This is a genomic window from Streptomyces sp. NPDC107559 (assembly GCF_055657365.1).
Genome location: NZ_JBVKBD010000001.1, coordinates 338,887 through 364,633, shown reverse-complemented (window position 1 = coordinate 364,633; position 25,747 = coordinate 338,887). Strand labels below are relative to the sequence as shown.

The 25,747-nt window shown below is 72.1% G+C and carries 21 protein-coding genes; 6 read left to right on the top strand and 15 right to left on the bottom strand.

Annotation, left to right across the window (positions count from 1 at the left end; genetic code table 11):
• Positions 1–140: 140 nt before the first annotated feature.
• Genes ACZ7OY_RS01500 through ACZ7OY_RS01490 form a run of 3 tightly spaced genes read right to left on the bottom strand, consistent with a single transcriptional unit; the run spans position 141 to position 3,306 of the window.
• Entirely contained in the window at positions 141–1,010 is an 870-nt protein-coding gene (locus tag ACZ7OY_RS01500) for a sugar phosphate isomerase/epimerase family protein (RefSeq protein ID WP_471909509.1), read from the bottom strand.
• A complete protein-coding gene (locus ACZ7OY_RS01495; protein WP_471909508.1) occupies positions 1,007–2,158 on the bottom strand; it encodes a dihydrodipicolinate synthase family protein in 1,152 nt (383 codons plus the stop codon). The genes ACZ7OY_RS01500 and ACZ7OY_RS01495 overlap by 4 nt, the downstream gene beginning before the upstream one ends.
• Entirely contained in the window at positions 2,155–3,306 is a 1,152-nt protein-coding gene (locus ACZ7OY_RS01490) for a Gfo/Idh/MocA family protein (protein ID WP_471909507.1), read from the bottom strand. The genes ACZ7OY_RS01495 and ACZ7OY_RS01490 overlap by 4 nt, the downstream gene beginning before the upstream one ends.
• 326 nt (positions 3,307–3,632) lie before the next feature.
• Here ACZ7OY_RS01490 and ACZ7OY_RS01485 point away from each other — a divergent pair, with 326 nt between their 5' ends.
• The 4 genes from ACZ7OY_RS01485 (at position 3,633) to ACZ7OY_RS01470 (ending at position 8,199) form a co-directional block, all read left to right on the top strand.
• Positions 3,633–4,679 (top strand): LacI family DNA-binding transcriptional regulator, encoded by a 1,047-nt coding sequence (locus tag ACZ7OY_RS01485; RefSeq protein WP_351613894.1) that lies wholly within the window; start codon positions 3,633–3,635, stop codon positions 4,677–4,679.
• A gap of 395 nt (positions 4,680–5,074) precedes the next feature.
• Entirely contained in the window at positions 5,075–6,007 is a 933-nt protein-coding gene (locus tag ACZ7OY_RS01480; protein ID WP_471909506.1) for a bifunctional helix-turn-helix transcriptional regulator/GNAT family N-acetyltransferase, read from the top strand.
• A 69-nt stretch (positions 6,008–6,076) separates the two neighbouring features.
• On the top strand, positions 6,077–6,874 hold the full coding sequence (locus ACZ7OY_RS01475) for a sugar phosphate isomerase/epimerase family protein (protein ID WP_471909505.1): 798 nt from the start codon (positions 6,077–6,079) through the stop codon (positions 6,872–6,874).
• Between the two features lie 92 nt (positions 6,875–6,966).
• Positions 6,967–8,199 carry an MFS transporter gene (locus ACZ7OY_RS01470; RefSeq protein ID WP_471909504.1) on the top strand — a complete coding sequence of 411 codons (1,233 nt, stop codon included), beginning with the start codon at positions 6,967–6,969 and terminating at the stop codon, positions 8,197–8,199.
• Here ACZ7OY_RS01470 and ACZ7OY_RS01465 read toward each other — a convergent pair.
• The 5 genes from ACZ7OY_RS01465 to ACZ7OY_RS01445 are packed head-to-tail and all read right to left on the bottom strand — an operon-like array spanning position 8,183 to position 11,701.
• On the bottom strand, positions 8,183–8,773 hold the full coding sequence (locus ACZ7OY_RS01465; RefSeq protein ID WP_471909503.1) for an RBBP9/YdeN family alpha/beta hydrolase: 591 nt from the start codon (positions 8,771–8,773) through the stop codon (positions 8,183–8,185). The genes ACZ7OY_RS01470 and ACZ7OY_RS01465 overlap by 17 nt on opposite strands.
• A 19-nt stretch (positions 8,774–8,792) precedes the next feature.
• Positions 8,793–8,918, bottom strand: coding sequence for a hypothetical protein (locus ACZ7OY_RS01460; protein ID WP_471909502.1), 126 nt, complete (start codon positions 8,916–8,918; stop codon positions 8,793–8,795).
• A complete protein-coding gene (locus ACZ7OY_RS01455) occupies positions 8,915–9,547 on the bottom strand; it encodes a GNAT family N-acetyltransferase (RefSeq protein WP_471909501.1) in 633 nt (210 codons plus the stop codon). The genes ACZ7OY_RS01460 and ACZ7OY_RS01455 overlap by 4 nt, the downstream gene beginning before the upstream one ends.
• Complete coding sequence (gene aroA / locus ACZ7OY_RS01450; RefSeq protein WP_471909500.1) at positions 9,544–10,785, bottom strand: 3-phosphoshikimate 1-carboxyvinyltransferase; 1,242 nt, start codon at positions 10,783–10,785, stop codon at positions 9,544–9,546. Before aroA ends, ACZ7OY_RS01455 begins: the two co-directional genes overlap by 4 nt.
• 4 nt (positions 10,786–10,789) lie before the next feature.
• Positions 10,790–11,701 (bottom strand): EamA family transporter, encoded by a 912-nt coding sequence (locus tag ACZ7OY_RS01445; RefSeq protein WP_471909499.1) that lies wholly within the window; start codon positions 11,699–11,701, stop codon positions 10,790–10,792.
• Between the two features lie 98 nt (positions 11,702–11,799).
• Here ACZ7OY_RS01445 and ACZ7OY_RS01440 point away from each other — a divergent pair, with 98 nt between their 5' ends.
• A complete protein-coding gene (locus tag ACZ7OY_RS01440) occupies positions 11,800–12,717 on the top strand; it encodes a LysR family transcriptional regulator (protein WP_471909498.1) in 918 nt (305 codons plus the stop codon).
• Between the two features lie 313 nt (positions 12,718–13,030).
• Positions 13,031–14,866, top strand: a complete 1,836-nt coding sequence (locus ACZ7OY_RS01435; RefSeq protein ID WP_471909497.1) for a glycoside hydrolase family 3 protein — start codon at positions 13,031–13,033, stop codon at positions 14,864–14,866.
• A gap of 124 nt (positions 14,867–14,990) precedes the next feature.
• Here ACZ7OY_RS01435 and ACZ7OY_RS01430 read toward each other — a convergent pair whose 3' ends face one another.
• From ACZ7OY_RS01430 to ACZ7OY_RS01400, 7 genes are all read right to left on the bottom strand, one after another.
• Positions 14,991–16,424 (bottom strand): S28 family serine protease, encoded by a 1,434-nt coding sequence (locus tag ACZ7OY_RS01430; protein ID WP_471909496.1) that lies wholly within the window; start codon positions 16,422–16,424, stop codon positions 14,991–14,993.
• A 101-nt stretch (positions 16,425–16,525) separates the two neighbouring features.
• Positions 16,526–16,915, bottom strand: a complete 390-nt coding sequence (locus ACZ7OY_RS01425) for a hypothetical protein (RefSeq protein ID WP_471909495.1) — start codon at positions 16,913–16,915, stop codon at positions 16,526–16,528.
• A 168-nt stretch (positions 16,916–17,083) separates the two neighbouring features.
• Positions 17,084–20,809, bottom strand: coding sequence for an ABC transporter ATP-binding protein (locus ACZ7OY_RS01420; protein WP_471909494.1), 3,726 nt, complete (start codon positions 20,807–20,809; stop codon positions 17,084–17,086).
• 126 nt (positions 20,810–20,935) lie between these two features.
• Positions 20,936–21,784 (bottom strand): serine hydrolase, encoded by an 849-nt coding sequence (locus tag ACZ7OY_RS01415; RefSeq protein WP_471909493.1) that lies wholly within the window; start codon positions 21,782–21,784, stop codon positions 20,936–20,938.
• 226 nt (positions 21,785–22,010) lie between these two features.
• Positions 22,011–23,849 (bottom strand): FG-GAP-like repeat-containing protein, encoded by a 1,839-nt coding sequence (locus tag ACZ7OY_RS01410; RefSeq protein ID WP_471909492.1) that lies wholly within the window; start codon positions 23,847–23,849, stop codon positions 22,011–22,013.
• A 113-nt stretch (positions 23,850–23,962) separates the two neighbouring features.
• A complete protein-coding gene (locus ACZ7OY_RS01405) occupies positions 23,963–24,499 on the bottom strand; it encodes a hypothetical protein (RefSeq protein ID WP_471909491.1) in 537 nt (178 codons plus the stop codon).
• 610 nt (positions 24,500–25,109) lie between these two features.
• Positions 25,110–25,747: FG-GAP repeat domain-containing protein (locus ACZ7OY_RS01400; RefSeq protein WP_471909490.1), on the bottom strand; the 638-nt coding region annotated here is incomplete at its 5' end.

Genomic DNA, 25,747 nt, shown 5'->3' with positions numbered 1-25,747 from the left:
CCCCTCGGATTCCCTCCCCATCAGAACCCCGCGATCCCCCCGGATCCCCTCCAGAAGTCCTGATGCCACGTACGACCCGGCAGACGGGGGAAGGGTTGTACGGTCCCCGCGGTTTTTTTTCCGGCCGTTTCCCGCCCCGCTCAGCGGGCGTCGGCCGGGCGGTCCGCCGCGGATCCGGGCGGGTTCACGTGCGCGGCGAACCGGGCCGCCGTCTCCGCCAGCACCTGTCTGCCGTCGCGTGCCCACAGTCCCTCGTTGAAGAGTTCGACCTCGATGGACCCGGTGTAGCCGGCCGCGTCCACGTAACCCTTCCACTCCCGCATGTCGATCGCGCCGTCGCCGATCTGGCCCCGCCCGTCGAGGACGCCCGCCGGCAGCGGGGTGGTCCAGTCGGCGAGCTGGAAGGCGTGGATCCGGCCGCCGGCGCCCGCGCGGGCGATCTGCCGGGGCGCCGAGTCGTCCCACCAGACGTGGTACGTGTCGACCGTGACGCCCACCTGGTGCGCGGGGAAGCGCTCCGCGAGGTCCAGGGCCTGGGCGAGGGTGGAGACCACGCAGCGGTCGGCGGCGTACATCGGGTGCAGGGCCTCGATCGCGAGCCGGACGCCGTGGGACTCGGCGTGGGGGCCCAGTTCCGCCAGGGCGTCGGCGATCCGCTCCCGCGCCCCGTGCAGATCCCGGGAACCGGCCGGCAGGCCGCCGCAGACCAGGACCAGGGTGTCCGTGCCGAGGGCGGCCGCCTCCTCGACGGCGCGGCGGTTGTCGTCGAGGGCGGCGGCGCGCCCGTCCGGATCCGCCGCCGTGAGGAAGCCGCCCCGGCACAGGGTGGTGACGGCGAGGCCCGCGTCCCGGACCAGCTTCGCCGTCGCCCGCACCCCGTACGCCGCGACCGGTTCGCGCCACAGGCCGACACCGGGCACGTCCAGTTCCAGGCAGGCGTCGACCAGTTCGGGCATCGACAGCTGCTTCACCGTCATCTGGTTGATCGAGAAACGCTCAAGTCCGGTCACTGGGCCACTCCGTACAGGGCGAGCAGGGTCTTCATCCGCTCCTCGGCGAGCTTCGGGTCCGGGAACAGGCCCAGTCCGTCGGCGAGTTCGTAGGCGCGGGCGAGATGCGGCAGGGAGCGGGCCGACTGCAGACCGCTGACCATCGTGAAGTGGCTCTGGTGGCCGGCCAGCCAGGCGAGGAACACCACGCCCGTCTTGTAGAAGCGGGTGGGGGCCCGGAAGAGATGCCGGGACAGCTCGACGGTGGGGTCGAGGAGGTCGCGGAAGCCCGCCGTGTCCCCGGTGTCCAGGACCCGGACGGCCTCGGCGGCCAGCGGGCCCAGCGGATCGAAGACACCGAGCAGGGCGTGGCTGAACCCCCGCTCGTCGCCCGCGATCAGCTCGGGGTAGTGGAAGTCGTCGCCCGTGTAGCAGCGCACACCGTCGGGCAGTCGGCGGCGCAGGGCGATCTCGCGTCCGGCGTCCAGCAGCGACACCTTGATGCCGTCGACCTTGTCCGGGTGGGCGGCGACGACGTCCAGGAACACCTCGGTGGCCGCGTCCAGGTCGGCCGAGCCCCAGTAGCCCTCCAGCGCCGGGTCGAACATGGGGCCGAGCCAGTGCAGGACCACCGGTTCGGCGGCCTGGCGCAGCAGGTGGCCGTAGACCTCCTGATAGTCCTCGGGACCGGAAGCGGTTGCGGCCAGCGCGCGGGACGCCATCAGGATCGCCCGGGAGCCGGACTCCTCGACGAGGGCGAGCTGTTCCTCGTACGCCCGCCGGATCTCGGGCAGCGTCCCGGCGGTGAGCTGGTCGGTGCCGACACCGCAGGCGATCTCACCGCCGACCGCCTTCGCCTCGGCGGCGCTGCGGCGGATCAGTTCGGCCGCGCCCGCCCAGTCCAGACCCATGCCCCGCTGGGCGGTGTCCATGGCCTCCGCGACGCCCAGCCCGTGGGACCACAGATGGCGGCGGAAGGCGAGGGTGGCGTCCCAGTCGACGGCGGCCGGGGAGCCGGGGCCCGCGTCGGCGAACGGGTCGGCGACGACATGCGCCGCCGAGAAGACCGTACGGGAGGTGAAGGGGGCGCCGGGGGTGAGGTCGCGGGGTTCCGTACGGGGCTCGTACGCGCGCAGTCCGCCGTGGCGGTCGGGGAGCCGGAGGGTCACAGCGAGATCTCCGGTACGTCGAGACGGCGGCCCTCGGCCGAGGACCTCAGGCCGAGTTCGGCGAGCTGGACGCCGCGGGCGCCGGCCAGCAGGTCCCAGTGGTAGGGGGCGTCGGCGTAGACGTGCCGCAGGAACAGCTCCCACTGGGCCTTGAAGCCGTTGTCGAACTCGGCGTTGTCCGGGACCTCCTGCCACTGCTCGCGGAAGGCCTCGGTGGCGGGGACGTCCGGGTTCCAGACGGGCTTGGGGGTGGCGGAGCGGTGCTGGGCGCGGCAGCCCCGCAGTCCGGCGACGGCCGAGCCCTCGGTGCCGTCGACCTGGAACTCGACGAGCTCGTCGCGGTGGACGCGCACCGCCCAGGAGGAGTTGATCTGGGCGATGGTGCCGCCCTCCAGCTCGAAGATGCCGTAGGCGGCGTCGTCGGCGGTGGCGTCGTAGGGCTTGCCCTGCTCGTCCCAGCGCTGCGGAAGGTGGGTGGCGGTGAGGGCCTGGACGGACTTCACCCGGCCGAACAGCTCGTGCAGGACGTACTCCCAGTGCGGGAACATGTCGACGACGATGCCGCCGCCGTCCTCGGCGCGGTAGTTCCAGGAGGGGCGCTGCGCCGACTGCCAGTCGCCCTCGAAGACCCAGTAGCCGAACTCGCCCCGGACGGAGAGGATCCGGCCGAAGAAGCCGCCGTCGACCAGGCGCTTCAGCTTGAGCAGCCCCGGCAGGAAGATCTTGTCCTGGACGACGCCGTGCCGGATGCCCTTCGCGTCGGCCAGGCGGGCCAGTTCCAGGGCGCCGTCCAGTCCGGTGGCGGTCGGCTTCTCGGTGTAGACGTGCTTCCCTGCGGCGATCGCCTTCCTGATCGCCTCCTCGCGGGCCGAGGTGACCTGGGCGTCGAAGTAGATCTCCACGGTCGGGTCGGCGAGGACGGCGTCCACGTCGGTCGAGAGGTGTTCCAGGCCGTGCCGCTCGGCGAGCGCGCGCAGCGCGTGCTCGCGGCGCCCGAGCAGGATCGGTTCCGGCCACAGCACGGTGCCGTCGCCGAGGTCGAGCCCGCCCTGGTCGCGGATGGCCAGGATGGAGCGGACGAGGTGCTGGCGGTAACCCATGCGTCCGGTCACGCCGTTCATGGCGATACGCACCGTCTTGCGTGTCACGTCGGTCCCTTCGTTGGCGCCGAGCGCCCGGTTGCCCTGCTCGTACTGGTAAGCCGCACAGCAAGCGCTTTCTACGCAAGAAGAAGCTAGCCTCTGACCAGTGGTCCGGACAAGGCCGTATCCACTTCGAGTTGTTCGAGGGGGCGAACAACAGGGGGGTGTGGCCGTAAGGTCTGCTCGAACTGCACGAAACCGCGGCTGTGGCTCGTGGGCCTGTGTATCCCCTGTACATGCACTGCGTATGACCTGCGCATGGCCTGTGCCCACGACGACGTACGACGGCGTACGACGAGGTTCGACAAGATGCGCGACCGGAGGACGACGAGATGACGGTGACCCTGGCGGACGTGGCGGCCCGCGCCCAGGTCTCCCCCGCGACGGTGTCGCGCGTGCTGAACGGCAACTACCCGGTCGCGGCCTCCACCCGAGAGCGGGTGCTGCGCGCCGTCGACGAGCTGGACTACGTGCTCAACGGTCCCGCCAGCGCGCTGGCCGCCGCCACCTCCGACCTCGTGGGGATCCTGGTCAACGACATCGCCGACCCCTTCTTCGGGATCATGGCCAGCGCCATCCAGGCCGAGATCGGCGGTCCCGGCGGGCGGGCCGGCGGGGAACGGCTCGCCGTCGTCTGCAACACCGGCGGCTCCCCGGAACGCGAACTCACCTACCTCACCCTGCTCCAGCGGCAGCGGGCCGCCGCCGTGGTGCTGACCGGCGGCGCCGTGGAGGACCAGCCGCACGCGGCGGCCGTGGCGGCCAAGCTGCGCAAGCTGACCGAGGCCGGGACCAGGGTGGTGCTGTGCGGACGGCCGCCCGCGCCGGACACCAAGGCGGTCGCGCTGACCTTCGACAACCGCGGCGGCGGACGGCAGTTGACCGAGCACCTCATCGGGCTCGGGCACCGCAGGCTCGGCTACATCGCGGGTCCCGAGGAGCGCACGACCACCCGGCACCGGCTGGAGGGACACCGGGCGGCGCTGGCGGCGGCGGGCATCGAGGAGGATCCGCGCTGGACGGTGCACGGCCGCTACGACCGGCGCTCCGGCTACGAGGCGACGCTGGAACTGCTGCGCCGCGATCCGTCCCTGACGGCCGTCGTCGCGGCCAACGACTCCGTCGCCCTGGGTGCCTGCGCCGCGCTGCGCGAGTCCGGGCTGCGGATCCCCGAGGACGTGTCGGTGGCCGGTTTCGACGACCTCCCCTTCAGCATCGACGCGGTGCCCTCCCTGACGACCGTGCGGCTGCCGCTGGCCGAGGCGGGGGCGCGCGCCGGGCGCATCGCGATGGGGCGGGAGGAGCCGCCGCCGGGGGAGATCGCGACGGTCCGGGGCGAACTGATGGTCCGGGGGTCCTCCGGGGTGCCCCGCAGGTGACCTTGCCGCCGGGCGGGCACGTTCGGGCGGGTGTTGTCCGGGGTGCCGCCCGGGGGAGGTCCTTCCCCACCTGTGCCGTCCGGCCGGTCGTGGCACGGCGGTGAGCCCGAGGGGGCGGGCGGACTCGGCACGGCGGTGAGCCCGAAGGCGCCGGCCGACCGCGACACGGCCGTGAGCCCGGGGGCCGGTGCGACACGGCAGCGAGCCTGGGAGCCGGTCGCGGGGCGGGATTCAGGAGCCGGTCGCGGCGCGGGATTCAGGAGCCGGTCGCGGCGCGGGGTTCGGGGGCCGGTCGCGGCGCGGGGTTCGGGGGCTGGTCGTGGTGCGGTGGAGGTTCTACGCTCGGTGAGAGCGTTTCCCTGACTGAGTCAGCCATCGGATCACCGGGATCGATCATGACCGTCCAGGACATCCGCACGTTCAACCGCTTCTACACGAACGTCATCGGCGCCCTCGACTACGGCCGCCACCTCTACGCCCCGTACACCCTCACCGAGTCCCGCGTCCTGTACGAACTCGCCCACTCCCCCACCGCGGACGCGGCCGACCTGCGCACCGGGCTCGCCCTGGACTCCGGCTATCTGAGCCGGATCCTGAACAGGTTCGAGCAGGACGGGCTCGTCGAGCGCGCCGCCGCGCAGGACGATCTGCGGCGGCGCCGGGTCACCCTCACCGCCCGCGGCCGGGAGGCCGCCGAACTGCTGGAGGAGCGCGCCCGGGACACCGTCGGCGCCCTGCTGGCGGACGTGCCGCCCGCCGACCGCCCGCGCCTGACGGAGGCCATGCGCACGATCCGTACGATCCTGGGCGACCGCGGCACGCCCCGCGCCGAGGACGTCGTCCTGCGCGAACCGGGCCCCGGCGACCTCGGCTGGATCGTGCAGCGCAACGCCGCCCTGTACGCCGCCGAGTACGGCTGGAACACCGACTACGAGGGGCTCGTGGCGAGGATCGTGGCCGACTTCGCCGAGGACCACGATCCGCACCTGGAGCGGGTGTGGATCGCCGAGCTCGACGGGCGGCCGGTGGGCTGCGTGATGTGCGTACGGGACGAGGCACCCGGCACCGCCCGGCTGCGGCTGCTGCTCGTCGAGCCGGACGCACGCGGGCTGGGACTGGGCGACCGCCTGGTCACGGCGGTCGTCGCGTTCGCGCGCGGAGTCGGTTACCGGGAACTCGTCCTGTGGACCAACGACGTCCTCGCCGCCGCCCGGCGCCTCTACCTGCGGCACGGCTTCGTCCTCGCCGCCGAGACACCCCACCGCTCGTTCGGCAAGAACCTAGTGGGCCAGGACTGGCGGCTGGACCTGCGCGAAGCGGCCGAGTGAGGGCGGAAACGGCCGGGTGAGGGCGGAAGCGGACGCGGCCGGCGGCGATGACGGGTACGGTCGGTGGACATGAAGCTGGCCTTCTCCACCCTCGGTGTCCCCGGCCTGCCGCTCGCCGACGTCCGGCGGCTCGCCTCCGAGCACGGCTATCACGGAGTGGAGCTGCGCACCCACCCGGAGGAGCCCGTGCATCCGGGCCTCACCCCCGCCGAACGGGCCGAGGTGGCCGCCGCGTTCGAGGCGGCCGGGGTCGAGATCCTCGGCCTGGCGGGGTACGCGCGCGTGGCCGCGCCCGGCGGCGACGACGCCGTGATCGAGGAGATCCGCGACCTCCTCACCCTGGCCCGGGACCTGGGCGCGCCGTTCGTCCGGGTCTTCCCCGGCGGCGCCGACGGCTCCCCCGAGGAGGCCGACGCCACGGCCGCGCGCAGGCTGGGCACGGCCGCCGAGTACGCGGGCGACGTCGGCGTACGGATCCTGCTGGAGACCCACGACTCGCACCGCACCGGGGCCGACGCCATCCGCATCCTCGGTCTGGTGGGCCATCGGCAGGTGGGGGCGCTGTGGGACGTGATGCACACCTGGCTGGGCGGCGAGCAGCCCCTGGACAGCTACGCGGCCCTCTCCCCGTACCTCGGCTACGTCCAGGTCAAGGACATCGCGTCGACCGACGACACGACCCCGCTGGCGCTGGGCGCCGGGGTGCTGCCGCTGGCCGAGTGCGTGGAGGTGCTCTCCCGGCACGAGTGGGACGGCTGGCTGTGCTGGGAGTACGAGAAGCGCTGGTACGAGGCGGCCCCGCCGCTGCCCGGGCTGCTGGACACGGGCCGGGACCAGCTGAGGCGGCTGCTGAACGAGTCGGCGTAGCTCTGAGCCCGCCTGCGGATATTGGTTCGCGGGGACGGGGGAGCACGGGTTAGCCTCCCCGCCGTGAATCCGCCCGGCCCCGCCGCCCTCTCATGAGTCTGGCGCACGCCCTTCTCGACGTACGTCCGCTGCGCTCCTCCCCCGTCTTCCGGCGGCTGCTGATCGGCCGGACGGTGTCCCTGCTCGGCAGCTTCATGACCATGGTGACCGTCATGTTCCAGGTCTGGGACATGACCCACAGCACGGTCTGGAGCGGTGCGGTCGGCCTGGCGCAGGCACTGCCGATGGCTGCGCTCGGGCTGTTCGCGGGGTCCTGGGTGGACCGGGCCGACCGCCGCCGCGTGTACCTGCTCGCCACCGTCGGCCAGGCGGTCTGCTCCCTGCTGCTCGCCGTGCAGGGCTTCACCGGGCATGTGCCGGTGGCCGTGCTCCTCGCGCTGGTCGCCGCCCAGTCGTCGTTCGGCGCGGTCGGGGCGCCGGCGGCGGGCGTGTTCGTACCGCGACTGCTGCCGAAGGAGCAGGTGGCGGCCGGGCTCGCGCTCAACCAGATCACCGGCCAGGCGATGATGCTGCTCGGCCCGGCGGTCGCGGGCGTGCTGCTGGGCCGGCTGGGGATCGGCACCTGCTACCTCCTGGACGCCCTGAGCTTCGGTCTCTCCTTCTACGGCGCGTTCGGGCTGCCCGCGCTGCCGCCCGAGGGCGAGCGCTCCCGGCCGGGTCTGCGCGGGGTGCTGGACGGGCTGCGGTTCCTGACCGGCCACCGGGCGGTGCGCGGAGCGCTGCTCACCGATCTGGCCGCCACCGTCCTGTCGTTCCCGGTGAGCCTCTTCCCCCTGGTCAACGCGGAGCGCTTCGGCGGCGACCCGGGCACCCTCGGCCTGTTCCTGTCGGCGCTGGCCGTGGGCGGTCTGACCGCCTCCGCGTTCTCCGGCGCGGTCACCCGGCTGGGCCGCCCGGGTCCGGTGATGCTGTGCGCCTCGGCCGGCTGGGGTGCCGCGCTGGTCCTGTTCGGTCTGACCACGGGCCCCTGGACGGGACTCGGACTGCTGACGCTGGCCGGCGCCGCGGACACCCTGGCCGTGGTGTCCCGCAGCACCATCGTGCAGACCCGCACCCCCGACGCCCTGCTCGGCCGGGTCACGGCCGCCGAGCAGATCGTCGGTCAGGCGGGCCCCAACCTGGGCAATCTGCGCGGCGGTCTGGTCGCGGGCTGGACCTCCGGGGCGACGGCCCTGATCAGCGGGGGCCTGCTGTGCCTGGCGGCGGTGGCCGCGGTGGCGGCGACGACCCCGCAGCTGCGGGGCGGGGCTACGGACGGGGACTGAGCCTGCTGTCGCCGTCCAGGCACCACTCCAGCACGGAGGGCCACGGACCGTAGCCCTCGACCAGGGAGAGGTGGCCTGCGCCCGGGAGGATCTCGGCCGGGATGCCGAGGGGGTCGGCGAAGAGGGTCCGGGCGCCCTCGGGGCAGTACGGGTCGTCGTCGCCGGCGACGAGACGGGTGGGGCCCGGCAGGGTCAGGCCGTCCAGGGGCGGCGGGGCGAAGGCCGCGATCTCCGGGTGACCGGCGAGCACCGAGGCGGACGGCGGGGACACCAGCAGGACCCGGTCGACGTCGCCGAGCCCCGACACCCCGCGCGCGACGGCGTGCAGCCACAGCACGGCGGAGGCGCTGTGGGCGAGCACGACCCGCTCGCCCCCGGCCGGCAGGGCGCGCAGGTGCCGGGCGAGCTCGGCCAGCCACGCCTCCAGGTCCGGCTCGTCGGGATCGGGCAGCTGCGGATACGTGACGTGGTGGCCGCGTTCCCGGAGCTGGTCGGCGAGCCAGTGCTGCCAGTGCTCCTCGGGGCGGCGGTTCTGCCAGCCGTGGAGGACGAGGTAGGAAGACGTCGGGGTCATGCCCGCGATGTTTTCCCGATCATGGCCCGGGGTCCAGCCCCGGTCCGGTCCATGGACGGACCGGACCATCGTCGGCGGTGTCGGCGTCGGCGGTGTCGGCGTCGGCGGTGTCGGTGTCGGCGGTGTCGGCGGTGTCGGCGGTCATGCCCTCCGGGACAGGAACCCGGCCACCCGCCGCTCCAGCCGCTCCCGGCACTGCGGCCACTCCTGATCCGTGACGGAGAAGATCGCGGAGTCGCGCAGCCGGCCGTCCTCGCCCGGGGCCCAGGAGCGGGACCAGTTGCGCAGCACGCCCTCGAAGCGGGCGCCCACGCTCTCGATGGCCGCGCGGGAACGGCTGTTGCGGGCGTCCGTCTTCAGGTCCACCCGGGACACGCCCCACTCCTCGAAGGCGTGCCGGAACAGCAGCAGCTTGGCCTCGGCGTTCACGCCCGTGCCCTGCGCCGAGGCGGCGAGCCAGGTGAAGCCGACCTCGACGGCGTCGAGGCGGTCCTCGTCCCGCCAGTACCGCGGCTCCCAGTACGAGGTCGCCCCGATTGCCCGCCCGGAGGCGAGGGACACCTGCGCGTAGGGCGCGAGCCGGCCCGTCGCCGCGCGGGCCAGCTGCGTGTCGATGTAGGCGCCCACCTGATCGGCCCTGGGCACCCAGGTGAAGTCGTAGGTCTGCCGGTTCTCCTCCGCCGCCAGCGCGAGATCGGCGGCGTGCCCGTGCCCCAGCGGCTCCAGGCGTATGAGCGCGCCCTCCAGAACCGGCCCCTCCAGCTTGTCGCTCACCGCACGATGTCCCTTCTCAACTCCGCGAACGCCTCGTGGAAACCGGGGAAAGTCTTACGGACGCACCCGGGGTCGTCGAACGAGATTCCGGGCACCCGCAGTCCGGTGACCGCGAAGGACATCACGATGCGGTGGTCGCCGTACGACGTGACCCGCGCGCCCTTCGGCCCGTCCGCCCCCGGCCGGATCTCGATCCAGTCCGCTCCTGTGGCCACGTCGACGCCGAGCTGCCGCAGGTTGTGCGCACAGGCCTCCAGCCGGTCGCACTCCTTGATCCTGGTGTTCGCCACGTCCTCGATGCGCACCGGTCCGGAGGCGAACGGCGCGATCGCCGCGAGCGTCGGCATGGTGTCGGAGATGTCCCGCATGTTCACCGTGACACCGCGCAGTTCGCCGGTGCCGCGCACCCGGGTGCCGTCCGGTCCGGTGGCCACCTCGGCGCCCATCCGCCGCAGCACCTCCACGAAGCCCAGGTCGCCCTGGAGCGCGCCGGTGCCGAGGCCCGGGACGGTCACCTCGCCGCCGGTGACGGCCGCCGCGGCGAAGAAGTAGCTCGCGGTCGACGCGTCGGGCTCGATCGCGTACGTCGTGGCGCGGTAGCCGCCCGGGGGGACCACGAACACGTTCCCCTCCCGTGCCACCTCGACCCCGAACGCCCGCATCATCGCGAGGGTGATCTCCACATAGGGCGCCGAGACCAGGTCGGTGACCCGGATGCGCAGGCCCTTGCGGGTCAGCGGGCCGAGCAGCAGCAGGGCCGTCAGGTACTGGGACGACTGGCCCGCGTCCAGGACCACCTCGCCGCCCTCGACGCCCGCCGCCGTGACCGTCAGCGGATGGTGCCCCTCCACCTCCTCGTGCCGCAGGTCCACGCCGAGGTCGCGCAGCGCCCGGGTGAGCGGCAGCAGCGGACGGCGGCGCATCTGGGGCGAGGCGTCGAAGCGGTAGGTGCCGCGGCCGACGGCCGCCAGGGTGGGCAGGAAGCGGGCCGTGGTGGCGCCGTCCCGGCAGTGGACCTCGGCCTCCGCGGCGGCGGGACCCTGCGGACGGCCGTCGACCTGCCAGGCGCCGGGGGTGCGGCCGAGGCGGTAGCCGAGCCGGGTCAGGCCTTCGGCGAAGCCCTCGGTGTCGTCCGAGCGCAGCGGCCGCAGCAGGGTCGTGACCCCGTCGGCCGCCGCCGCCAGGAAGAGGGCACGGGCGGTGATGGACTTGGAACCGGGGATGTCGACACGGGGCATGGACTCATGATCCCGCCGGGGTGGGCTCGGGAGCGGGCACGTCCACGGGATGGACCGCGTGTCGCGCGGGCGCCAGGGACGTCAGCGCCACCCCGCCGACCAGAAGCGCCGCCGCGCACCAGCCCAGCGGGCTCACCGACTCGTCCAGGAAGAGGGCCGCGGACGTCATCCCGAAGACGGGGACGAGCAGCGAGAAGGGGGCGACCGCGGAGGCCGGGTGGCGGCGCAACAGCCACCCCCAGGCGCCGAAGCCGAAGACGGTGCTGACCCACGCGACGTAGCCGAGGGTCCCGGCGCCCTGCCAGTCGAGCGCGCGCAGGGCGTCGTAGTCCCTGGTGGGGCCCTCCAGCAGCAGGGACAGGGCCAGCAGGGGCAGGACCGGGACCGTGCTGACCCAGACCATGAAGTTCAGGGCGTCCGGGGGTGCGGCCCTGCGGGTCAGGACGTTCGAGGCGCCCCAGCAGAGGGCGGCCGCGACGACCAGGGCGAAGGCGCCGAGCGGGCCGGAGGTGCCCTCGTCCGCGGCGGCGACGCCGATGCCCGCGAGGGCCACCAGCATGCCCGCGGCGCGGACGGCGGTGGGGCGCTCGCCGAGCACCGCGAAGGCGATGAGCGCGGTGAACACCGCCTGGATCTGGAGGACCAGGGAGGACAGTCCGGCGGGCATGCCCGCGTCCATGCCGACGAACAGCAGTCCGAACTTGGCGACTCCCAGCACCAGGCCCACAGCCGTGATCCACTTCCACGCGACCTTCGGGCGGCCGACGAACAGGACCGCCGGAACGGCCGCGACCAGGAAGCGCAGGGCCGAGAAGAACAGGGGCGGGAAGTGGTCGAGTCCGATCTCGACGACCGTGAAGTTCACGCCCCAGACGGCGGCGACGAGGACGGCGAGGGCAAGGTGCGCGGGTTTCATGGAATCGAGGATCACTTCCCCGGACCGTGTAGCACCAGCGATGATTGCTGCACGGTTGGATGTAGCAACGCTGATGAATGAAGGAGGGGGCGGGGGACATGCTCGATCTCCAGCGCCTGCGCGCCCTGCACGCCGTGTCCGTCCACGGCACCGTCGGAGCGGCCGCCATCGCGCTCGGGTACACCCCGTCGGCCGTCTCCCAGCAGATCGCCAAGCTGGAGCGGGAGACCAGGACCGTGCTGCTGGAGCGGGAGGGGCGCGGGGTGCGGCTCACCCCCGAGGCGCACCAGCTCGCCGCCACCGCACGGGAGTTGCTCGCCATCGTGGAGCGGGCCGAGACCGAGCTGGAGGAGCGCCGCGGGGCGCCGGCCGGGCGGCTGAGCGTGGCGGCGTTCGCGTCGGCGGCGCGCGGCCTGCTGCCTTCGGTGCTCGCCGACCTCGCCGGGCGGCACCCGGCGCTGGACGCGCGGCTCACCGAGGTCGACCCGCATCTGTCCGTGGACCTGGTCGCCAAGGGCGCCGTGGACCTCGCGGTGACGCACGACTGGGACATCGCGCCGCTGCCCGCGCCGGCCGGGGTGGAACAGGCGGTCATCGGGGACGACCTGTGCGATCTGCTCGTCCCTTCGGGGCATCCGTTCGCCGGGCGCAGCGCCCTGCGGCGGGAGGAGCTGGGCGGCGAGCGGTGGATCTGCCAGCCGCCGGGCCGGGTCTGCCACGACTGGCTGGTACGCACGCTGCGCGCGGCCGGGCACGAGCCGGACCTGGTGCACCAGGCCGAGGAGAACCCGACGCTGATCGCGCTCGTCGCGGCCGGGCTGGGCGTCGCCCTCGTCCCCCGGCTCGGGCGCGGCCCGCTGCCCGAGGGAGTCGTGGAGGTGCCGCTGGACCCGATGCCGGTACGCCGGCTGTACGCGGTGTGGCGCGCGGGGGCGGCCCGGCGGCCGGCGATCGCGGAGACGGTGCGGGTGCTCCAGGCCCACTGGCCGCGTGTGTCGGCCCACACGTCCCGCTGAGCAACACCCTTACCGACTTGCGGAAATCGGGCGGGAGCCGGGAACCCGGGCCGCGCCCCCCACGTCCAAGCGCCGGACTGCCGGACGAGTCACCGCGGTGCGGTGTCGGCCTCGCCGCAGGCTGCGAAGCGCTGACCACCCTCTCAGCCGTACCGCGGCCGGCAGCACGCCGTCATCGGCGCGCCCCCCTCCAACAGCGCCGATGGCGGCCCCTCCGCGGCTACTGTGCACTCCCTTGACTGGAAGAAACTTCCCGGATATTGGTGATTCCCTGGAAGTTTCCTTCAGCGGTACTCCTTCGGAGGGAGCGCACGTGCCCGACACCAGCACGGCAAGCACAGGAAACACCGCACGTCCGTCCAGACGCACCGTCCTCGCCGCCGCGACGGCCGGCGCCACCGCTTCCCTGGCCTTCGGTTCCCCCGGGTACGCGGCCGGGCACGACGACCGGACCGTCCGCGCCCTGCTCTCCCGCATGACGCTGGAGGAGAAGGTCGGTCAGCTGTTCGTGATGCGGGTCTACGGCCACTCGGCCACCACGCCCGACCAGGCAGACATCGACGCCAACCTCGCCGAGATCGGCGTCCGCACCGCCGCCGAGCTGATCGCCAAGTACCGGGTCGGCGGCATCATCTACTTCAGCTGGGCGCACAACACCCGCGACCCGCACCAGATCGCGGACCTGTCGAACGGCATCCAGGCCGCCTCCCTCGCGCAGCCGCGCGGCCTGCCGGTGCTGATCTCCACCGACCAGGAGCACGGCATCGTCTGCCGGGTCGGCGCGCCCGCCACGCTGCTGCCGGGCGCGATGGCCGTCGGCGCGGGCGGATCGCGCGCCGACGCCCGCACCCTGGGCCGGATCTCCGGCACCGAACTGCGCGCGATCGGCATCCGCCAGGACTACTCCCCGGTGGCCGACGTGAACGTCAACCCGGCCAACCCGGTCATCGGCGTACGGTCCTTCGGCGCCGACCCGGACGCGGTGGCGGACCTGGTCACCGCCGAGGTGCAGGGGTACCAGAGGGCGGGCGTGGCCGCGACGGCCAAGCACTTCCCCGGGCACGGCGACACGGCCGTCGACAGCCACTTCGGCTTCCCCGTCATCACGCACAGCCGCGAGCTGTGGGAGCGGCTCGACGCGGTGCCCTTCCGGGCGGCGATCCGGGCCGGCATCGACTCCATCATGACCGCGCACATCATGGTCCCCGCACTGGACGACTCCGGCGACCCGGCCACCCTCTCGCACCCGATCCTGACCGGCATCCTGCGCGGTGAACTCGGCTACGACGGACTGGTGGTGACCGACGCCCTCGGCATGGAGGGCGTGCGCACCAAGTACGGCGACGACCGGGTGCCGGTGCTCGCGCTGAAGGCCGGGGTGGACCAGCTCCTCAACCCGCCCTCCCTCGACGTCGCCTGGAACGCCGTGCTGAACGCGGTGCGCGGCGGCGAGCTGACCGAGGCCCGGCTCGACGAGTCGGTCCTGCGGGTACTGCGGCTGAAGGCGAAGCTGGGCCTCTTCGAGGACCCGTGCGTCGACCGGGCCGGTGTGGACCGCACGGTCGGCACCGCGAGACACCTGGCGACGGCCGACCTGATCGCCGAACGGACGACGACGCTGCTGGTCAACGAGGGCCGGGTGCTGCCGCTTTCGCACCGCAGCCGCAACCGGGTGCTGGTCGTCGGCGCCGACCCGGCATCCCCGTCGGGCACCACCGGCCCGCCGACGGGCGTCCTGGCGCACGCCCTGACCGAACTCGGCTTCACGGCGACGGCGTTGTCCACCGGCACCGCCCCCTCGGCCACGGTGATCGCCCAGGCGGTCGCGGCGGCCGCCGACGTGGACGCGGTCGTCGTCGGCACGTACAACGTCACCGCGGCGAGCAGCCAGCGGGCGCTGGTGGAGCAACTGGTCGCGACGGGCAGGCCGGTGGTCGTCGTCGCGGTCCGCAACCCCTACGACATCGCCCAACTCCCGTCCGTACGCGCCTGCCTGGCGACCTACTCCTGGACCGACGTCGAACTGCGGGCCGCCGCACGGGTGATCGCCGGACGGGTGGCGCCGCGCGGCCGGCTGCCGGTGCCGGTCCCGCGGGCGGACGATCCGGCGCAGGTGCTGTATCCGATCGGGTACGGGCTGACCTACTAGCCGTACGCCCGCCCGCCCCGCGACGCCGAGCACGCACCGCATGCGTGCCGGGCGCCGCGGGGCCCGCCGTCCGCCGTCCGGGCGGACGGCGGGAACGGCGGGAACGGCGGGACAGGGTTTCGCGTCACGGGCGCAGGGCGGGCTCCCGCTCCACGTCCCGGACGTCCAGCCGGGCGTCGAACCGGGCCAGCGGCTTCGCCGCCGACGCGTCCGCCTGCACCGCGGGCGACGCGACCCCGGCCCAGGCCAGGATCCGGGCGGTGGCGAGCGCCTTGTCGCCGGCGGTCAGCCCGGCCACGTTCGCGCCGTGGTTGAGACCGGGCGCGGTGAAGACGTACGCGTCCTTCGCGCCCGCGCCGACGCGGAACCGCTCCCCGCCCCACGGGTCGTTCTGCCCGTAGACGAACAGCATGTGCTGCGCGTGGTGCGTCACCCAGTGGTCCACGTCGCGCATCGCGCCCTGCTGGAACCGCATCGGGATGTCGCGCGGGACGAAGTTGCGCGGCGGCTGGTAGCCGTAGCGGACGTACTTCTTCTCGATGTACGGGAAGTGGATCGTCGGCGCGCCCAGCTGGGTGCCCGCCTGGTAGTAGTACGGCGTGTACGGCTCCAGGCCCTGGTCGGTGTAGAAGGAGAAGCCGGAGATCGTGTCGACGGAGTTCCAGATCTCGTCGTCGGTCGCGGTGGCCGCGTCCGCCGGGATCGTGTCGCAGTCGGACAGCAGGCTGTACTGCCAGAAGCCCCAGACGTAGTCGAGGACGACCGCCTCGTAGGCCCGGTCGAGGCTGCCGACGGTGGTGAAGGTGTAGCCGTTCTCGGCGGCGTACGCCTGGTACTTCTTCTCCAGCGGCTCCCGGCGCACCAGCGCCTCGCGCTGCACGGCGTTCAGCCGGTCGCGGCACTCCTTCGTGCCGACGGAGGAGAAGAAGCGGTCGTAGGCGGAGTCCTCGTCGTTGACGACGTCGTTCGGGGCGACGTAGGCGACGACACCGTCCATGTCGTGCGGGTAGAAGCGCTCGAAGTAGGTGGCGGTCATGCCGCCCTTGGAGCCGCCGGTGGCGATCCAGTTCCTGGTGTAGATCTTCTTCAGCGCCTTGAAGATGCGGTGCTGGTCGCTCGCGGCCTGCCAGATGTCGAGCTTGGACCAGTCGGCCGGGGCGGGCCGGGACGGGGTGAAGAAGCGGTACTCCATGGAGACCTGGTTGCCGTCCACGATCTGGGTCGGCTCGCGGCGGCTGGGCGTGGTGGAGACGTTGTAGCCGCCGGTGTAGAAGACCGTCGGACGGCTGACGTCCTTGTGCAGCACGGTGATCCGCTGCTGGAACGTGCCCTTGGACGGGTGCCGGTGGTCCACCGGCTGGGTGTAGTTGAGGACGAAGTAGCGGTAGCCGGTGTACGGCTTCTCCTCGATCAGGCTCATGCCCGGTATGGAGAGCAGCTGCTCCTTGATGTCGGTCGTTCCGGTGGCCTCCGGCACGGCAGCGGTGGCTGCCCCGGCCGTGCTCAGCGTGCCTATGAGCACGGTGAGCGCCAGCAGCCATCTGAGCGCCTTACGCATGCACCCTCCCTGTGAAACGGATGTGCGCCGGAAGCTATCCCAGCAACACCCTTCACACCAGAGGGAGTTGATACGTCAGCGGACAAAAGGGGCGGCGCTCGTCAGCACAGGATCCAGCCCGTGCCGATCGACGACGGTCCCACCGACCCCCTCACCCGCACACAGCGGTGCCCCGCGTGCACGGTCACCGGACCGGCTCGCAGCGTGAACTGTCCGCTGTCGACGACCGGGCGGTTGCCGCGCGCCTGCACGCTGACCGACATCGCGGTCCGGTGGCCGGGGTGCCCGGCGAGGGTGACGGCGCAGACGTAGCCGTTGCGCTTGAAGACCTGGACCGTGCCGGTGGCGAAGGGAAGGACCTTCACCTTCCGGCCGGCGCACTGCGCGGGGGCCGCCTCGGCGCTGGCCGGCGACGCGAGCGCGAGCAGCCCGGAGGTGGCCAGCACGGCCGTGCCGAGTGCCAGCCGCCGGCGTATCGCACCACTGTCCACACTCGCCCCTCCCGCCACACGCTCCGACCGTACTGATGTACGGACGCATGACAGGTGTCGAACGGTTGCGCACATCCCCGTGCATCCCCCGCGCATCCGCCGCGCATCCCCGTGCATCCCCCGCTCCGGGCGCCCGCCACGGCGGGACGGGCGCCCGGAGCGGACGGGTCAGCCCGTCGTGACCGGCTCCCCCACGAACGTCCGCCACAGCTGCGCGTACCGCCCGTCCCGCGCCAGCAGCTCCTCGTGGGTGCCGTCCTCGGCCACCCGGCCGTGGTCCATCAGCACCACCCGGTCGGCGCGGGCGGCGGTGGTCAGCCGGTGGGCGACCACGAGCGTCGTACGACGGCCCGCCAGGCGTTCCGTCGCCAGGTTGACCTGAGCCTCGGTGGCCAGGTCGAGGGCGGCCGTCGCCTCGTCCAGGAGCAGGATGTCGGGGTCGACCAGCTCCGCGCGGGCCAGCGCGATCAGCTGCCGCTGTCCGGCGGAGAGGTTGCGGCCGCGCTCGGCGACCTCGTGCAGATAGCCGCCTTCCAGCGTGGCGATCATCTCGTGCGCGCCGACCGCGCGGGCCGCCGCCTCCACCTGCGCGTCACTCGCGTCGGGCCGGCCGTAGGCGATGGCGTCGCGCACGGTGCCCGGGAAGAGGTAGGCCTCCTGCGGGACCACGCCGAGGCGATGGCGGTACGCGGTGAGGTCGTACGCCCGCAGGTCCGTGCCGTCGACCGTCACCCGGCCGCCGGTCGGGTCGTAGAACCGGGCCACCAGCTTGACCAGGGTCGACTTGCCGGCGCCCGTCTCGCCGACGAAGGCGACGGTCTGGCCGGCCGGGATCTTCAGGTCGATGCCGCCGAGCGCCTCCTCGTCGTCGCCGTAGGCGAAGCGCACGTCCTCGAAGGCGATCTCGCCGCGCAGCGTGCCGGCCTCGACCGGCTCCCCGGCAAGCCGGGTGGACGTGGGCTCGCGCAGCAGCTCCTGGATGCGGCCCAGGGAGACGGTCGCCTGCTGGTAGCCGTCGAAGACCTGGGAGAGCTGCTGCACGGGGGCGAAGAACAGGTCGATGTAGAGGAGGTAGGCGACCAGGGCGCCCGTGGTGAGGGTCGCCGCCTCGATCCGGCCCGCGCCCGTGATCAGCACCGCGGCCACGGCCGCCGACGACAGGAACTGGACGAAGGGGAAGTAGACGGAGATCAGCCACTGACCGCGGATCCGGGCCCGCCGGTAGCTGTCGCTGCGTTCGGCGAACCGCAGGCTGCCGGCCCGCTCCCGCCGGAAGGCCTGCACGATCCGCAGCCCTGACACCGACTCCTGGAGGTCGGCGTTGACCACCGACACCCGCTCACGGGCCAGCTCGTACGCCTTCACGCTGGCCCGGCGGAAGAAGTAGGTGGCGATGATCAGCGGGGGCAGCGTGGCGAAGACGACGAGCGCCAGCTGGACGTCGATCAGCAGCAGGACGCCCATGATGCCGAAGAAGGTGACGACCGAGACGAAGGCGGTGACCAGGCCCGTCTGCAGGAAGGTGGAGAGCGCGTCGACGTCGGTCGTCATCCGCGTCATGATCCGGCCGGTCAGCTCGCGCTCGTAGTAGTCGAGCCCGAGCCGCTGGAGCTGGGCGAAGATCTTCAGCCGCAGTGCGTACAGGACGCGTTCGCCGGTGCGTCCGGTCACCCTGGTCTCGGCGGTCTGCGCCGCCCACTGCACGAGCACCGCGAGCAGGCCGAGCAGGGAGGCAGCCCAGACCGCGCCGAGGGCCATCCGGCTGACGCCCTGGTCGATGCCGTGCCGGATCAGCACCGGCAGCAGCAGGCCCATCCCGGCGTCCGTGGCGACCAGCAGCAGGCTGATCAGCAGCGGCCGTCCGAAGCCCCGCAGCAGCCGCCGCAGGCCGTAGGACTCCTCCGGGCGCACCGCGCGGTCCTCGTCGACGTCCGGGGTGTCGGTCGCCGGGGGCAGCGCCGCGACCTGGGTGAGGAGTTCCGGGGTGGCGGGCATGCCGGACAGGGCGCTGTCCTTGGGCTCGCGGTCGCCTGTCCACAGGCGGGGCGTCAGTCCGGCCTCGGCGTCGAACTCGGCGTCCAGCTCTTCGCGGACCGAGGTGTCCTCGCGCGGCTCGGCGGGCGGGGTGTGACCCGGGGAGACCCCGCCCAGCTCGTCCGGGTCGGTGAGCAGACGGCGGTAGAGGGCCGAGCGCTGCTGGAGCTCCTCGTGGGTGCCGAGGTCGGCGAGGCGGCCGCCGTCGAGGACGGCGATGCGGTCGGCGAGGTTGAGGGTGGAGCGGCGGTGCGCGATGAGCAGGGTGGTGCGCCCGCGCATGACCTGCTTGAGCGCCTCGTGGATCTCGTGCTCCACCCGGGCGTCCACCGCCGAGGTGGCGTCGTCGAGGACCAGCAGGCGCGGGTCGGTGAGGATCGCGCGGGCGAGCGCGAGGCGCTGGCGCTGGCCGCCGGACAGGGTGAGGCCGTGCTCGCCCACCTTGGTGGCGTAGCCGGCGGGCAGCTCGGCGATGAACCGGTCCGCCTGGGCGGCGCGGGCGGCGGCCTCGATCTGCTCGTCGGTGGCGTCGGGACGGCCGTAGGCGATGTTGTTGCGGACGGTGTCGGAGAAGAGGAAGGAGTCCTCGGGGACGAGTCCGATCGCGGCCCTGAGCGAGTCGAGGGTGAGTTCGCGCACGTCGTGGCCGCCGATCAGGACGGCGCCGTGGGTGACGTCGTAGAAGCGCGGCAGGAGCAGGGAGACGGTGGACTTGCCGGAACCGGAGGAGCCGACCACGGCGAGGGTCTCGCCCGCGCGGATCTCGAAGGAGAGGCCCTGCACGACCGGGCTGGTCCGGCCGTCGGCCTGCCGGTACCCGAACGAGACGTCGTCGAACTCGACGGTCGCGGGCGCGTCGGCGGGCAGCTCCAGATGGCCGTCCTGGATCGTCGGCGTGGTGTCGATCAGCTCCAGGACGCGCTCGGTGCTGGCGCGGGCCTGCTGTCCGACGGTGAGGACCATGGCGAGCATCCGGACCGGGCCGACCAGCTGGGCGAGGTAGGTGGAGAAGGCGACGAAGGTGCCGAGGGTGATGTGCCCGCGCACGGCGAGCCAGCCGCCGAGCGCCAGCATCGCGACCTGGCCGAGCGCGGGGACCGCCTGGAGGGCGGGGGTGTACCGGGAGTTCAGCCGGACGGTGCGCAGCCGCCCGGCGAAGAGCCGACGGCCGACCTCCCGCAGCTTCCCGGTCTCCTGTTCCTCCTGCCCGAAGCCCTTGACCACGCGTACGCCGCTGACGGCGCCGTCGACCACACCCGCGACGGCGGCCGCCTGGGCCTGGGCGTACCAGGTGGAGGGGTGCAGCCGGGTGCGGCTGCGGCGGGCGATCCAGCCGAGCGCGGGGGCCACGGCGAGCGCGACCAGGGTCAGCGGCAGGGACAGCCACGCCATGATCACCAAGGAGATCAGGAAGAGCAGCACGTTGCCGATCGTCATCGGCAGCATGAAGAGCAGACCCTGGATGAGCTGGAGGTCGCTGGTGGCGCGGCCTATCACCTGCCCGGTGGACAGCTCGTCCTGGCGGCGCCCGTCGAGCCGGGTGATCGTGTCGTACATCTCGGTCCGCAGGTCGTGCTGGACGTCGAGGGCCAGCCGGCCGCCGTAGTAGCGGCGGATGTACGTGGAGACGTAGACGAGGAGGGCCGCGACGATCAGCGCGCCCGCCCAGGGGGCCATGGCGCGGCTGTGGTCGGTGATCACGTCGTCGATGATCACCTTGGTGAGCAGCGGGACCAGCGCCGTGACGGCCATGCCCGCCAGGGAGGATCCGAGGGCCAGGACCACGTCCCCCGGGTGGCGCCAGGCATATCCCGCGAGCCTGCGCGCCCAGCCCTGTTTCTCCCCCTGTTGCGCTGCCACGCCGGTGCCTTCCGTTCGACCTGCTCTGCCGGAAAGCACCAACGCGGATGGGAGCGGATTTCATCCCTCCGCAATATTTCGGAGGGAGCGGACGGCCTGGGGCGCCTGCCCGCAGGGCAGCGGTCCTCAGGACATCAGGTCCTTGTGGATGACCTTCGCGACGCCCTGGATGGTGGTGATGCCGTAGCTCATCGTGCTGTTCCCGTGGGTGAGCACGGTGATCGTGTAGTCGTGGCCGCCGCCCTTGAACGTGCCGACGCTGTGCACCCGCCAGCCGAGCGTGGCGCGCTGGAGCCAGCCGTTCTTGACGTGCACGGAGACACCGCTCGGCGCTCCGTACGGGGTGCCCCAGCGCTGGGAGGAGACGACCTGCCCCATCAGCTTCTGGATGTAGGCCCGGGAATTGTCGGAGAGCACCGTGTTCGCGGCGGTGACGAGCTTGAGCAGCTTCTGCTCGTCGGTCACGGTGATCTGGGTCAGACCCCAGTAGCCGTTCGCACCGGGCTTCGTCTGGGTCATCTTGGCGGCGGCCAGGAAGCCCTTGATCTTCGTCAGACCCAGCTGCTTCCACAGCTTGCTGGTCGCGGTGTTGTCCGACTTGGTGATCATGGCCGTGGCGAGCGAGGTCTCGGTGCTCGTCAGATAGCGGTTGTGCTTCTTGGCGTCCCACAGCAGCGTGGCCAGCACGGTGACCTTGACCACACTGGCCGAGTCGTAGGCGCTGGAGGCACGCAGCGTGCAGGTGGTGTTGGTGGTGCGGTCGTAGAGGCCGACGGCGACGGTGCCCTTGCGGGTGGCGAGCGCGGCCGTGATGTCCTTCTTGAGCTTGGCGGCCAGGCCCGCCTTGGACGACGTGCAGCTGACGGCCGGCGTGGCGGCCGAGGCGGGCGCCGCGGCCGCCACGCCCGATATCAGCACCCCGGCCGTGAGGCCACCCGCGACCACTTTCGCGCGTCTGGATATCCCGTGAGTCATGCCTTGATGACTCACGAGTTCGAGCGAATGGTTGTACGAGTTGGTGTGGTGATTGTGTGGCGGTGGCCACGACGACGGCACGCACCGGGGGCGAGGCACGCAGCGGAGAGCCTCCGGGACCCGGGCGGCGGGTCCCGGAGACTCTCCGGGTGGTACTTCGCGGGATCACTCCCCGACGGCGCCGGGGCGGACGCCGAAGGCCCGCGGTCCGGCTGCCGCGCTCACGTCAGCTGACGCTGCCCGACCAGTTCTGGACCGGTGCCTGAACCGAGGTGCCCGTGCTGCGGAAGGAGTAGAGAGCGCTGATCCGGCGGCCGTCGGCCGTCTGGCCGAGGTCGTACACCACACCGACGTCGGCCTTCTTGTCACCGTTGTAGTCACCGGACGTCAGCTGGCCGGCGTTCCAGTCGAAGGCCGTCGAGCTGGTCCACACCTTCTGGGGGGCGGCGATACCACTGGCATTGCCGGTGAAGGTGTACAGCGACGTGACGGGCACGCCGTCGGCCGAGGTGCCGGTGTTGTAGAGGACACCGACGTCGTCCTTGCCGTCACCGCTGAAGTCGCCCGAGGTGACCTTGCTGGCGGACCAGCTGAACGAGCCCGTGCTGGTCCATACCTTGGCGGCCGTCATGTCGGTGCCGTCGCTGGTGAAGGTGTAGAGGGACGAGATGGCCTTTCCGTCGGCCGAGGTGCCGCCGTTGTAGAGCACGCCGACGTCGTCCTTGCCGTCACCGTTGTAGTCGCCCGAGGTGACCTTGCTGGAGCCCCAGGTGAACCCGCCCGTGGTGGTCCATGCCTTGTGGGCCGTCATGCTGTCGCCGCTGCTGGTGAAGGTGTAGACGGACGAGATGTTCCCGGTGGCGGAGGACCCGCCGTTGTAGAAGACGCCGACGTCGTCCTTGCCGTCACCGTTGTAGTCGCCCGAGGTGACCTTGCTGGAGCCCCAGGTGAACCCGCCCGTGGTGGTCCACACCTTCTTGGGCGCGTTGAAGCCGGTGCCGTTGCTGGTGAAGGTGTAGACCGACGAGATGTTCCCGGTGGCGGAGGACCCGCCGTCGTAGAAGACGCCGACGTCGTCCTTGCCGTCACCGTTGTAGTCGCCCGAGGTCAGCTTGCTGATGGACCAGGTGAACCCGCCCGGAGTGCTCCACGCCTTCTTGGGCGCGTTGAAGCCGGTGCCGTTGCTGAGGAAGGTGTAGATCGACGCCCGGCTCTTGCCCTCGGGCGAGATTCCGTTGTCGTAGAAGACGGCCACGTCCTGCTTGCCGTCGCCGTTGAAGTCGCCCGAGGTCGTCTGGGACGCCTGGGGAACCGCGCGGACCTGCTGGATCCAGCTGTTGATGTCGTCGAGACGGGTCTCGACGGCACCCGTGCGGGTCTCGGCCGGATCCTGGCCGAAGCAACCCCCCTGCCAGGACCTGCTGTTGATGGCGACGAGCTCGACCTTGCCGCCGCTCTCCCGCAGGGCCGGCCCGCCGGTGTCGCCCTTGCAGACAGCGGCGTCCCCGGTCGCGGCGAGGTCGAGGGTGCCATCGCCCACGGCGCCGACGCTGAACGCGCCGGTGTGCAGGGCGAGGGGGGCCCACTCGTCCTTGGTGCGGCCGAAGCCGGCAACGCGCAGCTGCTCTCCGGCGCTCGGTGCGGTGGTGGCGACGGCCACGGGGGCGACCGCGGTGACGGGCTCCGCGAGCTTGGCCATCACCAGGTCGCGGTCGGTACGCGGGACCAGCTCGGTGACCTCCACGACCTGACCGGCGGTGGTGGACAGGTCGGCACGGCCGACGGTGGCGACGGTCTTCCACGCCGGCGCGCCGGGCGGGACCGTCAGGCCGGCGGCCGGGTCGGCCACGAAGCAGGAGGCGGCGGTGAGGACCCAGTTCGGATCCACCAGGACGCCGGAGCAGGCGCGCTCGTGGCCGATGTCGAGACGGACGGAGAAGGCGTAGGCGGCTCCGGTGTCAGGCGTGCCGGTGACGGCCAGGGCCGGCAGGGCGGCCGCGGCGAGGGGCACGGTGACCAGGGCCGCGGCGAGGGCGGCAAGACGCGTGGGTCTGGTGAGATGCATGACTTTCCTTGGGCGAGGCGTACGGGGTCGGCAGTCGCCGCGGAGCGCGGCTGACAGAGATCGGCCGTCCTGCCGGCAGGGCAGGCGACGGACCGGGAAGGAACCCGGCGGCGCTACTTGGTGGTCCTGATCTCCATGAGCATGAACTCGCGCCCCTGCTCGTCCGCGCTCTCTCCCACGGGCGTCCAGGTGTTCTTGGTGATGTCGAAGGACTTCTCCTCGTCCCCGACGGTCATGTCCACCTGGGTCGCGTAGTCGTTGCCCTTCACCACGTACACCGAAGGGATCTCCAGCGTCAGCCAGCCCGAGTTGCCCACCGTCCTGAAGCAGATCGACCCCGACCGCTCCCGGGCCATGATCTGGAGGAGACCGGTACCACTGGCACAGTCGGCCAGGGTGATGTGACCGTCACCCCGCTTGAGCACGATCCCCTGCTCGGCCAGGATCCTGTCCGCCTGCGGGTAGTTGAAGTCCTCGATCGCGTAGCCCGGGGCCTCGTCCGCCACGGCCACCGCCGGGCCGCCGGTCTCCGTCTGGAGGCCGTGCGCCAGCGCGACCCAGGCCAGGCCGCCGGCGGCCAGCGCGCTCAGCACCCGCGCCACGAATCTCTTGCGCTGCGGCTTCACCGCAGGGGTGATGCGTAAGTTCATCTCGGTCCTCAGCAATTCGTTTCCCTCGGGCCGGATGTCCGCCATCCGGCCCCGCGACAGGCGTGAAGGCTCCGCCTTTCAAAAGAGGGCCCCCACCCCATGCGGGAATACCGGAGAAAAGCTCTTCCCGCCCCGGCCCCCGCTTGATCGTCTCCATGCCACATCCACACGCGGGGTCCTGTCCACCACGCGAACTGAGCCAAAACAGACGCCAGTTGACGGTCTCATGTGACTCTCGACACTTCTCGAAAAAGTTGCCCAGCACATGTGGAGAACGCGTGAAGACACAGGGGGACCCTGTGTTGCCAAATCCGCCTTTGCGTCAACTCGCCTCGCTGTCGCCTCATTTATCGATCGTCGCGCATCGAATACGACCCCTTGCGATGTCCCCGTTCCGGTCATTCCATCGACCAGGCCGCGAGGAGAGCGTTTTGGTGCAGCGAATTCCTGAGGGTCACCGCGGCGGTGCACGCGAAGAGCCTCCGGGACCCGGGCGGCGGGTCCCGGAGACTCTCCGGGTGGTGCTTCATGGGATCACTTCGCGACGGCGCCGAAACCGACGCCGTCGACCGTCACGCGTCAGACGCGCAGACGCGCAGACGCGCAGACGTCAGGCGATCTTCGTCCGGTCCCAGGTCCAGGAGCCGGTGTCGGAGTCCCACTTCTTCACCGGGCCGCTGATGCCCGTACCGGTGGAGGTGAACGTCCACAGGGCCGAGTGACCGCGACCGTCGGAGGTGTTGCCGTACTTGTAGAAGGCGCCGACGTCCGACTTGCCGTCGCCGTTGAAGTCACCCGCGACCAGCATCGAGCTGTCCCACGTCCAGGAGCCCGTGTCCGAGTCCCACTTCTTCACCGGGCCGTTGAAGCCGCCGCCGGTGGAGGTGAACGTCCACAGCGCCGAGTGACCCCGGCCGTCCGAGGTGTTCGGGTACTTGTAGAGAGCGCCGACGTCCGACTTGCCGTCGCCGTTGAAGTCACCCGCGACCAGCATCGAGCTGTCCCACGTCCAGGAACCCGTGTCCGAGTCCCACTTCTTCACCGGCGCACCGAAGCCCGTACCGGTGGAGGTGAACGTCCACAGCGCCGAGTGACCCCGGCCGTCGGACGTGTTCGCGTACTTGTACAGAGCGCCGACGTCCGACAGGCCGTCGCCGTTGAAGTCACCCGCGACCAGCATCGAGCTGTCCCACGTCCAGGAACCCGTGTCCGAGTCCCACTTCTTCACCGGCGCACCGAAGCCCGTAC